General features: G+C 66.8%; 9 protein-coding genes and 1 tRNA gene. 7 read left to right on the top strand and 3 right to left on the bottom strand.

What is annotated here, in order from left to right:
• Nucleotides 1–20 precede the first annotated feature (20 nt).
• The 6 genes from cobU (at nt 21) to ACSLUQ_RS09190 (ending at nt 8,045) form a co-directional block, all read left to right on the top strand.
• Complete coding sequence (gene cobU / locus ACSLUQ_RS09215) at nt 21–563, top strand: bifunctional adenosylcobinamide kinase/adenosylcobinamide-phosphate guanylyltransferase (protein ID WP_461808330.1); 543 nt, start codon at nt 21–23, stop codon at nt 561–563.
• Nucleotides 560–1,678: a cobalamin biosynthesis protein CobW gene (gene cobW / locus ACSLUQ_RS09210; protein ID WP_461808329.1), complete on the top strand. Its 1,119-nt coding sequence runs from the start codon at nt 560–562 to the stop codon at nt 1,676–1,678. The genes cobU and cobW overlap by 4 nt, the downstream gene beginning before the upstream one ends.
• Nucleotides 1,679–1,725: 47 nt before the next feature.
• On the top strand, nt 1,726–5,469 hold the full coding sequence (gene cobN, locus ACSLUQ_RS09205) for a cobaltochelatase subunit CobN (protein WP_461808328.1): 3,744 nt from the start codon (nt 1,726–1,728) through the stop codon (nt 5,467–5,469).
• The gene (cobO, locus tag ACSLUQ_RS09200) at nt 5,466–6,098 is read left to right on the top strand and encodes a cob(I)yrinic acid a,c-diamide adenosyltransferase (RefSeq protein WP_417773845.1); all 633 of its coding nucleotides are present in this window, start codon (nt 5,466–5,468) and stop codon (nt 6,096–6,098) included. Before cobN ends, cobO begins: the two co-directional genes overlap by 4 nt.
• 169 nt (nt 6,099–6,267) lie before the next feature.
• Nucleotides 6,268–6,564 carry a YrhK family protein gene (locus tag ACSLUQ_RS09195; protein ID WP_417773844.1) on the top strand — a complete coding sequence of 99 codons (297 nt, stop codon included), beginning with the start codon at nt 6,268–6,270 and terminating at the stop codon, nt 6,562–6,564.
• On the top strand, nt 6,561–8,045 hold the full coding sequence (locus ACSLUQ_RS09190; protein ID WP_461808327.1) for a cobyric acid synthase: 1,485 nt from the start codon (nt 6,561–6,563) through the stop codon (nt 8,043–8,045). The genes ACSLUQ_RS09195 and ACSLUQ_RS09190 overlap by 4 nt, the downstream gene beginning before the upstream one ends.
• A gap of 13 nt (nt 8,046–8,058) precedes the next feature.
• On the opposite strand, the gene cbiB is transcribed toward ACSLUQ_RS09190, so the two are convergent.
• Both cbiB and cobD read right to left on the bottom strand, forming a co-directional pair.
• Nucleotides 8,059–9,039: an adenosylcobinamide-phosphate synthase CbiB gene (cbiB, locus tag ACSLUQ_RS09185; RefSeq protein ID WP_461808326.1), complete on the bottom strand. Its 981-nt coding sequence runs from the start codon at nt 9,037–9,039 to the stop codon at nt 8,059–8,061.
• A 2-nt stretch (nt 9,040–9,041) separates the two neighbouring features.
• Nucleotides 9,042–10,046: a threonine-phosphate decarboxylase CobD gene (gene cobD, locus ACSLUQ_RS09180; protein WP_461808325.1), complete on the bottom strand. Its 1,005-nt coding sequence runs from the start codon at nt 10,044–10,046 to the stop codon at nt 9,042–9,044.
• A 269-nt stretch (nt 10,047–10,315) separates the two neighbouring features.
• Between cobD and ACSLUQ_RS09175 the strand changes: the two genes are divergently transcribed.
• Nucleotides 10,316–12,214 carry a PHA/PHB synthase family protein gene (locus ACSLUQ_RS09175; RefSeq protein WP_461808324.1) on the top strand — a complete coding sequence of 633 codons (1,899 nt, stop codon included), beginning with the start codon at nt 10,316–10,318 and terminating at the stop codon, nt 12,212–12,214.
• Between the two features lie 44 nt (nt 12,215–12,258).
• Here ACSLUQ_RS09175 and ACSLUQ_RS09170 read toward each other — a convergent pair.
• Nucleotides 12,259–12,332: transfer RNA gene (locus ACSLUQ_RS09170), tRNA-Cys, on the bottom strand.
• Nucleotides 12,333–12,584: the final 252 nt, after the last annotated feature.

Raw genomic sequence — 12,584 nt, 5'->3', positions numbered from 1 at the left:
CCGCGCGTGGCCGGAAACTAATGCCCTTCAGGACTGTTCTCGTGACCGGCGGTGCGCGCTCTGGCAAGAGCGCCTACGCGGAGGGGCTCGTTCGCGCCAGCGGCCGCGAGCGTGTCTACGTGGCGACCTGTGTCGCCGGCGACGGCGAGATGCGCGAGCGCGTCGCACGCCACCGCGACCAGCGCGGCGAAGGCTGGCTGACGCTGGAGGAGCCTCGCGATATCGCCGGCGTCATCGCCGCCGAGAGCCGGCCCGGGCGGGCGCTGCTGGTCGACTGCCTGACGCTCTGGCTTTCGAACGTCCTTTTCGCCGAAGCGGATCCCGCCGCCGAGACCCGGCGGCTGCGTGCCGCGATTGCCGCTGCAGCCGGGCCGGTGGTGCTCGTCACCAACGAGGTCGGCTCCGGTATCGTTCCCGACAATGCGCTTGCCCGCCGCTTTCGCGACGAGCAGGGACGCCTCAACCGTCTGATCGCGGAAGCGGCCGAGGCCGCGGTGCTGGTAGCCGCCGGCCTGCCGCTTGTCCTCAAGCCCAATTCCGCCCAACCGGAGATCACCTTATGAGCACTTCCCAGCCCCCGCAGCGTACCGGCAAGATCCCGGCCACGATCGTCACCGGCTTCCTTGGGGCCGGCAAGACGACGCTGCTCTCCAATCTCTTGCGCGAGGCGAAGGGCAAGAGGATCGCGCTCATCGTCAATGAGTTCGGCGACATGGGCTTTGACGGCTCGCTGGTCGACGGCTGCGCCGACCCGACCTGCGCGGCCGACGAGGTGGTCGAACTGACCAATGGCTGCATCTGCTGCACGGTCGCCGACGACTTCCTGCCGACGATGGAAATGCTGATCAACCGCGAGGACGCGCCCGAGCACATCGTCATCGAGACGTCGGGCCTGGCTCTGCCTCAGCCGCTGGTGCGCGCTTTTTCCTGGCCGAGCGTGAAGACGCGGGTCACGGTCGATGCCGTGGTGACCGTTGTCGACGCGGCCGCCGTTGCCGAGGGGCGTGTTGTCGGCGACGAGGCGGCCCTTGCCGCGCAGCGCGCCGCCGACGAGGCGCTGGACCACGAAAGCCCGGTGGAGGAACTTTTCGAGGACCAGCTCGTCTGCGCCGACCTCGTCGTGCTCAACAAGGCCGATCTTGTCGACGCGGAGGGGCTTGCCCGTGTGCGCGCCGAGGTCGCCTCACGCGTGCGCCCTGCCGTTGAGATCGTCACGGCGGAGAAGGGGGTGCTCGCCGCCGACGTGCTCCTTGGCCGCATGAGTGCCTCCGAGGAGGACATGACCGGGCGCGAGGGGCATCACGAGAGCCATCACCATCACGACGACGGGGATCACGATCATGATCATGACGATGATCACGATCACCACCATCATCATCACGATCATGACCATGATGAATTCGAGAGCCATGTGGTGACGCTCGCGGCGTTCGCGTCGTTGAAGGACCTTGAGGCGCGCGTCGGCGCGGCGATGGCGGTTCCCGGCGTGCTGCGGATCAAGGGCGCGGCGGAAATATCCGGCAAGGCGGCACCGGCGATGGTGCAGGCGGTCGGCCCCCGCGTGGAAGCATGGTTCGCCCGCGACAGCCGCGCGCCGGGCCGGCTCGTGGTGATCGGGCTCGCCGGTTTCGACCTCGCCCGCGTGGAGGGGCTTCTCGCCAGCGCGCAGGCCGCCTGATCAGGCGAAAGAGCGGGCGGGAAAACGGAACCACAAGGGGAGGCGGCATGCACATTCTTGCCGGACGCAGCGGACGCATCGACCAGGGCGACGAGGCGGTCGATCTCGGCCAGAGCCCGGCGGACGTGATTGTCCTGTCTGCGGCCGACACAGAGCTCGCCTCTCTGGCGGCGGCGAAGCAGCGGCTTGGCGAGACCGTATCTTCGCTGCGACTTGCCAACATGATGGCGCTTTCCCATCCGTATTCGGTGGACCTTTACGCCGAGGACACGGTCGCGGGCTCTCGCCTCGTGATCCTTCGGCTGCTCGGCGGGGCGGAGTACTGGCCCTACGGCGTCGAAAGGCTGACGGAGGTCGCGCGCGGCGCGGGCATCGGGCTTGCCGTGATGCCGGGGGACGACCGCTGGGACGCGGATCTTGCCGCGCGTTCGACCCTCGATGTGGCGACCGTGGAATGCCTCTGGCGCTATCTCGCCGAGGGCGGGGCGGAGAACCAGGAAAACTTCCTGCGGTTCTGCGGGCATCTGCTCGATCAGACGGCGGAGCCCGATCCGCCCCGCGCGCTGCCGCGCGCCGGCATCTTCCTGCCCGACGTCGCGCGTCCCTCGCTTGCCGATCTCCGCTCGCTGTGGAGCGATCCGGATGCGCCCGTTGCCGCCATTGTCTTCTACCGCGCGCTCGTTCAGAGCGCGGCGACCGCGCCGGTGGAGGCGCTTGTCGCGGCGCTGCGGGCGCGCGGGCTCAACCCTCTTCCGGTTTTCGTCGCATCCCTGAAGGAGGCGGAGTCCGCTTCCGTGCTCGCCGCGCTCTTCGACGCGGCGCCGCCGGCGGTGGTCCTGAACGCCACCGCCTTCGCCGTGTCGAAGGCCGGGGCGCGCCACCGCCCGACGCCGCTCGACGCGCCGGGCGCGCCGGTGCTCCAGGTGGTCTTCTCGTCGTCCTCGCAGGAGGGCTGGCGCGATGCGGATCAGGGGCTTTCGATCCGCGACCTTGCCATGCACGTGGTCATGCCCGAGGTGGACGGGCGCATCCTGACGCGGGCTGTCTCCTTCAAGGAGGAAGCACCGCGCGACGCGCGCACCCAGTCGACGACCATGCGTTTCGTTCCCAAGGCGGACCGCGTCGATTTCGTTGCCGAACAGGCCGCCCGTATTGCCCGGCTGGCGCGAAAGCCGGCCTCGGAGCGGAAGGTGGCGCTCATCCTTGCCAACTATCCGAACAAGGATGGCCGGCTCGCAAATGGCGTCGGACTCGATACGCCCGCGTCCTGCGCCGATCTTCTCAGCGCGCTTGCCGGAGCGGGATACGCGGTCGCCAGCCCCGCACGCGATTCCTCCGCGCTCATGGCCGCGATCAGTGAAGGGCCGACCAACGCGCTGGAGGACCGGCGGGCCCGACACGGCGGCGCCGCGCTGGCGCTTTCCGACTACCGGGCGCATTTCGGGCGCTTGCCGAAGGCGGTGCGCGAGACCGTCGCCGCCCGCTGGGGAGCGCCGGAGGACGATCCCCATGTCGAGAACGGAGCCTTCCGCCTCGCGGTCACCCATTTCGGCAATGCTGTCGTCGGCATCCAGCCAGCGCGCGGCTACAACATCGACCCGAAGGCGACCTATCACGATCCTGATCTGGTGCCCCCGCACCACTATTTCGCCTTCTACATCTGGTTGCGCGAGATCTTCGGCGTCGATGCCGTCGTCCACCTCGGCAAGCATGGCAATCTCGAGTGGCTGCCCGGCAAGGCGCTGGCGTTGTCGGAGGCCTGTTATCCCGAAGCCGTGCTCGGGCCGGTGCCGAACGTCTATCCCTTCATCGTCAACGATCCAGGCGAAGGCGCGCAGGCCAAGAGGCGGACCTCGGCCGTCATCGTCGACCACCTGACGCCGCCGCTGGCGCGGGCCGAAAGCCATGGCGTCGCCGCCGAGCTGGAGGTCCTGCTCGACGAGTATTATCTGGCGCAGGGCGTCGACCCGCGGCGGCTCAAGGCACTGACGCGGGATATCCTCGAAACGGCGACGCGGCACGGGCTGGACCGCGACATCGGCCTCGACGGCAGCATGGACGAGGAAACGCGGCTGGCCCGCCTCGACGCCCATCTCTGCGATCTCAAGGAACTGCAGATCCGCGACGGGCTGCATGTGCTGGGGGCCGCGCCCAAGGGCGACCTGCTGACGGCGCTGCTTGTTGCGCTCACGCGCGTGCCACGCGGGACGGGCGCGGAAAACGAGGGACTGACGCGGGCGCTCGCACGGGATCTGGGGCTTGGCGACTTCGATCCGCTTTCCTGTGACTACGAGACCGTCTGGGAAGGCTCGCGGCCGGCGGCGCTGGAGGCTGTCTCGGCCTCCCCCTGGCGCAGCGCCGGCGATACGGTGGAGCGTCTCGAATTGCTTGCCCACGATCTTGTGGCGAAGGCAGGGATCCCCGTCGGTATGCCTGCAACCGCTGCCGTTCTGGGTGAGATCGCCACGACGATCCGCCCGGCGGTGGAGGCCTCGGGTCCGGCGGAAACAGACGCCGTGCTTGATGCGCTCGCCGGACGGTTCGTGCCGCCCGGCCCCTCCGGCGCACCGACGCGCGGGCGGCCCGACGTGCTGCCGACCGGTCGCAATTTCTACTCCGTCGACGTGCGCGCCGTGCCGACGGAAACCTCCTGGCGGATTGGCGCGGAGAGCGCCGCCCGCCTTGTCGAGCGTCACTTTCAGGACGAGGGCGAATACCCCGCCGCCGTCGTGCTCACCTGCTGGGGCACGGCCAATATGCGTACCGGCGGAGACGATGTTGCCCAGGCACTGGCGCTGATCGGCACGCGGCCGAAATGGGAGCCCGGCTCCGGTCGGGTGACCGGCTTCGACATCCTGTCGCTTGGCGAACTCGGTCGTCCGCGCGTCGACGTGACCCTGCGGATATCGGGGTTCTTCCGCGACGCTTTCCCGCACCAGATCGACCTGTTCCAGTCGGCGGTTGCCGCCATCGCCGACCTTGAGGAACCCGACGACGCCAATCCACTCGCCGCCCGCGCCCGAACCGAGGCCGAAAGGCTCGAGGCCGACGGCGTCGATGCGCGCGAGGCGCGTCGTCGCGCGCGCTTCCGGGTCTTCGGGTCCAAGCCCGGCGCCTATGGCGCGGGCCTTCAGGCACTGGTGGATGAAGGGATATGGGAGGAACGCTCGGACTTCGCCGATGCCTTCCTGGCCTGGGGGTCTTTTGCTTATGGCGGGGGCGCTAAGGGCGAGGATGCGCGCGCGGCCTTCGAGGCACGGCTTTCCAGCGTGGACGCAGTCCTGCACAATCAGGACAACCGCGAGCACGACCTGCTCGACAGCGACGACTACTACCAGTTCGAGGGGGGGCTTTCCGCGACCGTGGAGACGCTGAAGGGCGTGGCGCCGAAGGTCTATCACAACGATCATTCCCGCCCCGAAAGGCCGGCGATCCGCACTCTCGCCGAGGAGATCGGCCGGGTGGTGCGTGGGCGCGCGGCCAATCCGAAGTGGATCGCCGGCGTCATGCGCCATGGCTACAAGGGCGCTTTCGAGATCGCCGCGACGGTTGACTATCTCTTCGCCTTTTCAGCGACGACCAACGCGGTGGGCGATCACCATTTCGACCAGCTCTACGAAGCCTATCTGGACGACGCGGAGGTCCGCGCCTTCCTTGAGGAAAACAATCCGAAGGCGCTTGCCGAGATCGAGGCGCGGTTCCGCGAGGCGGTCGAACGCGGCCTCTGGCGACCGCGCCGCAACTCGACGCGCGCCGCATTCGACATCGAACAGGGAGAAACAACGCGATGAGCGACAAGAAGTCCGAGATGAGCGAAGAGGAACTGAACGCCCGTCACGCCGAAAAGATGCGCAAGAAGAAGGCGGCACGCGACAAGATCATGGCCACCAAGACGATCGAGAAGGGGCTTCTCATCGTCCATACCGGCAAGGGCAAGGGCAAGTCGACGGCTGGCTTCGGCATGGTCTTCCGTTCTCTCGGCCATGGCCACAAGGTGGGCGTCGTGCAGTTCGTGAAAGGGCGCATCGAGACGGGCGAACGCATGGCGCTGGACCGCTTCGCTGACCTGGTGACGATCAAGCGCATGGGCGAGGGCTTTACCTGGGAAACCCAGGACCGCCAGCGCGATATCGACGCTGCGCGGGCCGCGTGGGACGCGGCCAAGGACATGATCCGCTCGCGCGACTATCGGTTGATCCTTTGCGATGAACTCAACATCGTCCTGCGCTACGACTATCTGCCGATCGACGAGGTGGTGGCCTTCCTGCGCGACGAGAAGCCGGAGGACGTGCATGTCGTCATCACCGGCCGCAACGCCAAGGACGAACTGATCGAGATCGCCGATCTGGTCACCGAGATGACCCAGATCAAGCATCCCTTCCGCTCGGGTGTGAAGCCCCAGGAGGGGATCGAGTTCTGATCGGAGAGCCCGCGGCCCATGCCGTGGCTGTCCGACGTCGGAGCGACGAAGTTCCGCTTGCTGGAGGCGTGGTCTGGCACTGGTTGTGCGTTTTGGCGCATTGTTGTTGAAGGCGCGTGCCGTCTCGAGCGCGACGTGAGAATGTGGAACAGGGAGTGTCAGGGCCGGAATGAAGTTGTTTGATGCAAGGTTGAGGCGCGCCTCCCCGTCGCACGAGACTCTGGTGCGCCGCTACGAGCTCTTTCGCACGGTGGTGGAGTTCCTTGCCGCGTTGACCTTCATTGTCGGCAGCGTACTGTTCTTCTACGACAGCCTGCAGGTCGCGGGGACATGGTTTTTCGTGATCGGCTCGGTCCTCTTCGCGGTGCGCCCGACGATCCGCCTTGCGCTGGAGCTTCATCTTGCGCGTCTGCCGGTTCCCAAGGAGTTCAGGCCCTACGGGGCAGACAGGGAGACCACGGCATGAATGCTGCCCGGCGTGTTCCGGCGCTGATGATCCAGGGCACCGGATCGAATGTCGGCAAGAGCCTGATTGTCGCCGGCCTTTGTCGTCTGCTCACCGATCGCGGTCTCGTCGTGCGCCCGTTCAAGCCGCAGAACATGTCGAACAACGCGGCCGTGACGGCAGATGGCGGAGAGATCGGACGCGCGCAGGCGCTGCAGGCGATGGCTGCGCGCGTGCCGGCGAGTGTGCACATGAACCCCGTCCTGCTGAAGCCGGAGACGGATGTCGGCGCACAGGTCATTGTTCAGGGCAGACGCGCCGGCACAATGCGCGCGCGCGAGTACGGGAGCCGCAAGGCCGAGCTTCTGCCAAGGGTCCTCGAAAGTTTCGAAATCACGGGCCTGAACGCCGATCTTGTGCTGGTCGAGGGAGCGGGAAGTCCGGCGGAAATCAACCTGCGCGCCGGCGATATCGCCAACATGGGCTTTGCGGAGGCCGCCGACTTGCCGGTGGCGCTGTGCGGCGATATCGACCGGGGCGGCGTCATTGCCTCGCTGGTCGGCACCCACGCGATCCTTCCCGAGGCCGAGCAGCGCCGCATCAAGGCCTTTTTCGTCAACCGCTTTCGCGGGGATGTCTCGCTCTTCGACGAAGGGGTGCGAGAGATCGCCGCGCGCACGGGCTGGCAATCGCTGGGTGTGGTGCCCTGGTTTGCCGATGCGCGCCGGCTCCCGGCCGAGGACGCGCTGGGGCTCGAGGACGGCGAGGGCGCAGGGCCGGTGAGGATAGCGGTTCCGGTCATCAGTCGGATTGCCAATTTCGATGACCTCGATCCCTTGCGCATGGAAGCCGATGTGTCGCTGACGCTGGTTCAGCCGGGTGAACCGCTGCCGGGAGACGCAAGTCTGGTCCTGCTGCCGGGAAGCAAATCGACGATGGGCGATCTTGCGTTTTTTCGCGCGCAGGGCTGGGATATCGACCTTGCCGCCCATGTCCGCCGCGGCGGGCGGGTGCTCGGCATTTGCGGTGGCTATCAGATGCTTGGGCGCACCATCGCCGATCCCGATGGTCTCGAGGGGCCTCCCGGCACGGTGGAGGGGTTGGGGCTGCTCGACGTGAAGACGGTGCTTTCGCCCGACAAGCGGCTTGTCGAGGTCGAGGGACGCGACCGTTCGAGCGGCGAGGCGTTGTCCGGCTACGAAATCCATCTCGGCCGGACCGAAGGACCGGACGCCTTGCGCCCGTTCGCCGATATCGGCGCGCGCGGCGACCACCTGCGCCATGCCGATGGCGCCCGTTCGCCCGATGGCCGGGTGACGGGAACCTATGTGCACGGGCTCTTCGGGTCCGACGGCTTTCGTGCCGCCTTTCTCGCCGGACTCGGCGTGGCCTCCGGGCTCGCCTATGCGCAAACCGTGGAAACGACGCTCGACGGGCTGGCCGCGCATCTTGCCGATGCGCTCGACATCGAGGCGTTGCTGGCGATCGCACGGTCGCGCTGAGGCGTCGTCTTCCTCAGAGATAGACGTGAGCGATTGCGACAAGTCCGACGACAACCGCCTGAACCGCCATGGCCCAACGATAGGCCGCGAGCGCGCGGGAAATGTCGGATGCGTCGAGTTCCCGGCGGCCTTGCGGGTTCATGTAGGGATCATCGACCTTGTAGCCGGGATAGGCGCGAGGTCCGGTGAGTGCGACGCCGAGCACCGAGGCCATGGCTGCCTCGGGCCATCCCGCGTTGGGCGAACGGTGGCTGGGCGCGTCGCGCCGCATGTCGGACAGCGTCCGCCCAATGCCGCCGCCGAAGACAGGGGCGCTCAGCGCGAGGAACAGGCCGCACAGGCGCGAGGCGGGCAGGTTGACGAGATCGTCAAAGCGCGCCGACGCCCAGCCGAAGGCGCCGTGCCGCTCCGTCTTGTGGCCGATCATGGAATCGGCCGTGTTCACCGCCTTGTAGGCAATGAGGCCGGGAAGACCGAGCAACAGGAACCAGAACGCCGGGGCGGTCACGCCATCGGCGGCGTTTTCCGCGCAGGACTCGATGGCCGCCCGCGACACGCCCGATTCGTCGAGTTGCTCGGGATCCCGACCGACGATCATCGCGACTGCCTTGCGCCCGCCGGCCAGACCCTCGCGGGCGAGACCGTCCCGGACCGCCGCGACATGCTGGTGCAGGCTCTTTTGCGCCAGAAATACGGCGGCGATGGCAACGATACCGATGCGGCCATAGGGCAGGCCGCGCAGGATGACCTCCAGCAGAACGCCAACCAGAAGCGAGCAGAAGACGAGACCTGCGAGAAACAGAGTGCCGTAGAGCTTGCGCTGCTTTGCCGTCAGGTCCGGCGTGTTGAAGTCCTGGTCGGCGATTTCGACGATCTTGCCGAAAAGCACCACCGGGTGCGGGATGCGTCGCCACAGCGCCGGCGGGTCGCCGATGAGGGCGTCGACGAAAAGCGCCAGCAGGAGCAGCAGGGCGGCGTCGCCGAAGATCAGCATGGTCAGCTTTCCGCCATGGCCGCCTTGAGCGCGGCGTCGAGCCGTGCGAGCTTCTCCACGCCGCCGGGCAGGCCGATCCTGAGCCAGGTCGGAGCATAGTCGAAGCGGCGCGTCCAGATGCGCTGACGTGCCAGCGCTTCGTGTAGGCGCGCCGCGTCGCGCGTCCCGGCAAGGACAAAGAGCGGTGTGCCGCCAAAAACGCTGACCCCACGCGCCTGAAGCACAAGCGTCAGGTCGCCGACCTCGTCGGCAAGGCGCGCCTGCATCGCGTTCTGCCAGGCTCGGTCCGAGAGGGCGCGGGTGCCGACCTCCAGCGCCGGCCCTGAGACGGCCCAGCTCTCCAGCAGCGTCTCCAGCCGGTCGGAGATGTCTCTTGGCGCTGCGGCAAAACCGAGGCGCAGGCCGGCAAGCCCATAGAACTTGCCGAACGACCGCAGCACCACGGCCGGTACGCCGGCGAGATGTGGCAGCAGGCTTGCGCCGGGCATACAGTCCGCGAAGGCCTCGTCGACGACGAGAATACCGCCACGCGCGGCCAGTCGTTCCGCCTGATGGCGCAGGCTTTGGACATCGGTGAGCCGGCCATCGGGATTGTTCGGATTGACGATGACCAGGACGCGGACATCTCCGTCGAGATCCGTGTGGGGCGAGGTGATCTCGCGCACCACCCGTCCCGCGCGCCGCCAGACATCGCCGTGGCTGCCATAGGTGGGGCCGACGATGGCCACCGCCCCCTCGGGCAGCACCAGTGGCAGAAGCGAGATCAGCGCCTGAGTACCAGGCGCTGCGACCGTGCGGAGTTCCTTCGGAACGCCATAGGCACCGCGCGCCGCCTCAAGCAGCCGCGTCCGCGCGCCTTCCGTCGGGAGCACCTGCCAGACATGGCTGTCGCCCGGCAACTCGACCGGATAGGCATGCGGATTGATCCCGGTCGAAAGGTCGAGCCAGTCGGAAAGGATACCGCCATGGCGAGCCATGGCCGCGCCGAGGTCTCCGCCGTGCTTCATCGCCGACCGCTCCCCTTGTGTCGCTTTCGCGCCTCGCCCGTGCGACGACGCCTGAGCGGTTGACGGTATCGCCCGCCCGCCCGCAAGCCAAGGCTTGGCGACATTTGCAGGCCCACGAAATGGTGGAGAGTGCCGCCGCAGGTTGCGGGGGACACCGGTGCGTCACATTGGGCGGGCTTGATCGAGATCACTGTCGACATGCCGCTGCCCGTGCTACCGAGGAGGTGGGGCATGGCACATGTATGTGTTTGACACTGCCGGAGGTTGATATGACGGACCCGCTCAAGACCCGTTCCTCGAAAAAGGGTGGGGTGACGGAAATCCCGCGCTCGCCGTCCGCGCCGACGCGAAAAGCGGCGGGTGTTGACAGACCCGCTGTCGCGCCGCAGGAGCCCGAGAAAAGCGTGCCGCCCGCCGGCACGCAGCCTCTGCTCGGTTGCCCCGCCGACAATCTCGACGCCTATCGGGTGATGGATAAGGCAACCCATGCCGCGATCGCGCAGCTGACGCTCGGCATTGCGCCTTCGGCTCTTGCCGCTGCCTACACCGACTGGGCGACACATCTTGCCACCTCGCCGGGCAAGCAGGCGGAACTCATGCAGAAGGCCTGTCGCAAGTGGATGCGGCTTGCGGGCTTCATGGGCAGCGGTCTGGACGCGGATGGGCATGGTCTCTGCATCGAGCCGTTGCCGCAGGACCATCGCTTCCGGGGCGAGGCGTGGCAGCGCTTCCCCTTCAACGTCATGTATCAGTCGTTTCTGCTGCAGCAGCAATGGTGGCACAATGTCACCACCGGTATCAGCGGCGTCACGCCCAGGCACGAGCAGATCGTCACCTTCCTGGTGCGCCAGATCCTCGACACGCTTTCGCCTTCGAATTCCGCCCTCACCAATCCTGAGGTGATGCAGACGACGGTGCGGGAAGGGGGCACGAACCTCTGGCGTGGCATGCAGAACTTCGCCGAGGACGCGGCCCGCTATGTTTCGGGAGAGCGCCCCGCGGAGCTGGAGAACTTCAAGCTGGGTCGCGATCTTGCGACCTCGAAGGGCAAGGTCGTCTACCGCAATCGCCTGATCGAACTGATCCAGTATGAGCCGACGACGGAAAAGGTTCGACCCGAGCCGCTGCTGATCGTGCCGGCCTGGATCATGAAGTATTATATTCTCGACCTTTCGCCGAAGAACTCGCTGGTAAGCTATCTCACCGGGCAGGGGTTCACGGTGTTCATGGTCTCCTGGCTCAATCCTGACGAGGAGGATCGTGAGCTCGGTATGGACGACTACCGCAAGCTTGGCGTGATGGCCGCGCTCGACGCCATCGGCGCCATTACCGGTGCGGAAAAAATCCACGGCCTTGGTTATTGCCTGGGGGGCACGATGCTCTCGATTGCCGCCGCAGCGATGGCGCGCGACAACGACGAGCGCTTCGCCAGCCTGTCGTTCCTTGCGGCCCAGACCGATTTCACCGAGGCTGGCGAACTGACCCTCTTCATCAGCGAGAGCCAGGTGTCCTTCCTGGAAGACATGATGTGGGCGCAGGGTTACCTGTCGACGGAACAGATGGGCGGGGCATTTCGCCTGCTGCGGTCCGTCGACCTGATCTGGTCGCGCAACGTTCATGACTATCTGATGGGCCAGCGGATGCGCATGTTCGATCTGCTTGCCTGGAACGCGGACGGCACCCGGCTGCCGTACCGGATGCACTCGCAGTACCTGCGCGAACTCTTCCTCAACAACGACCTCGCCGATGGACGTTATCAGGTGGACGGCCGCCCGGTCGTCGTTTCCGACATTCGCGCGCCAATCCTTGCTGTCGGCACGGAAGAGGACCATGTGGCGCCCTGGAAATCGGTGTTCAAGTTCCACCAGTTGGCGGACACCGACGTGACCTTCATCCTCACCAATGGCGGTCACAACGCCGGTATCGTGTCGGAGCCGGGGCACAAGGGACGGCACTTCCGCATGGCGACGACCGCCCATGACGCGCGCTTCCGCGACGCCGACACCTGGGTCGCGGAGACAGACACGCAGGACGGCTCCTGGTGGCCGGCGCTGTCCGCCTGGCTCGGTGCGCTTTCGGGCGACGCCGTGGCGCCGCCGCCGATGGGGGGCGAGGGGCCTTTCGCGCCGATCTGTGATGCGCCGGGAACCTACGTACTCAAACCGTAGGGGCCCGCGCCGGGCGCGAAACCGATCAACTGCAAGGGGAAGGGTGGAGGCCTCGCCCGGAATCGAACCGGGGTGCACGGATTTGCAATCCGCTGCGTCACCACTCCGCCACGAGGCCACGGCGTTTCGTATCAATCACTTGGTGGTTGGTGTCAAGCGAAGTTAGACACTTCGTCCGTTGCGCTAGACAGTTTTCGTTCACCGCGCGTTCTCAAAGGCCTGCTGCCCTTGTTTTTTCCACAGGGCGCACATTGCCTTCGCGCGGTGTGTACCCACGGCTTGCGTCTTGTCGAGCAGCGCGCGGTCTTCTCCCCTCAAGATTCCTGGCCAATTCTTTCCCTGCTCTTGGAGGGGTGGAGGCGCGGTTTGA

The sequence above is a fragment of the Stappia sp. ICDLI1TA098 genome (assembly GCF_054880955.1).
This window is presented reverse-complemented; position numbering and strand designations above follow the sequence as displayed.

What these genes read in the sequence shown, in the direction of transcription:
- cobD (WP_461808325.1), bottom strand. Translation starts at nt 10,046, where the DNA reads ATGAAGCACGGCGGAGACCTCGGCGCGGCCATGGCTCGCCATGGCGGT.
- cbiB (WP_461808326.1), bottom strand. Translation starts at nt 9,039, where the DNA reads ATGCTGATCTTCGGCGACGCCGCCCTGCTGCTCCTGCTGGCGCTTTTC.
- ACSLUQ_RS09175 (WP_461808324.1), top strand. Translation starts at nt 10,316, where the DNA reads ATGACGGACCCGCTCAAGACCCGTTCCTCGAAAAAGGGTGGGGTGACG.
- cobN (WP_461808328.1), top strand. Translation starts at nt 1,726, where the DNA reads ATGCACATTCTTGCCGGACGCAGCGGACGCATCGACCAGGGCGACGAG.
- ACSLUQ_RS09195 (WP_417773844.1), top strand. Translation starts at nt 6,268, where the DNA reads ATGAAGTTGTTTGATGCAAGGTTGAGGCGCGCCTCCCCGTCGCACGAG.
- ACSLUQ_RS09190 (WP_461808327.1), top strand. Translation starts at nt 6,561, where the DNA reads ATGAATGCTGCCCGGCGTGTTCCGGCGCTGATGATCCAGGGCACCGGA.
- cobO (WP_417773845.1), top strand. Translation starts at nt 5,466, where the DNA reads ATGAGCGACAAGAAGTCCGAGATGAGCGAAGAGGAACTGAACGCCCGT.
- cobU (WP_461808330.1), top strand. Translation starts at nt 21, where the DNA reads ATGCCCTTCAGGACTGTTCTCGTGACCGGCGGTGCGCGCTCTGGCAAG.
- cobW (WP_461808329.1), top strand. Translation starts at nt 560, where the DNA reads ATGAGCACTTCCCAGCCCCCGCAGCGTACCGGCAAGATCCCGGCCACG.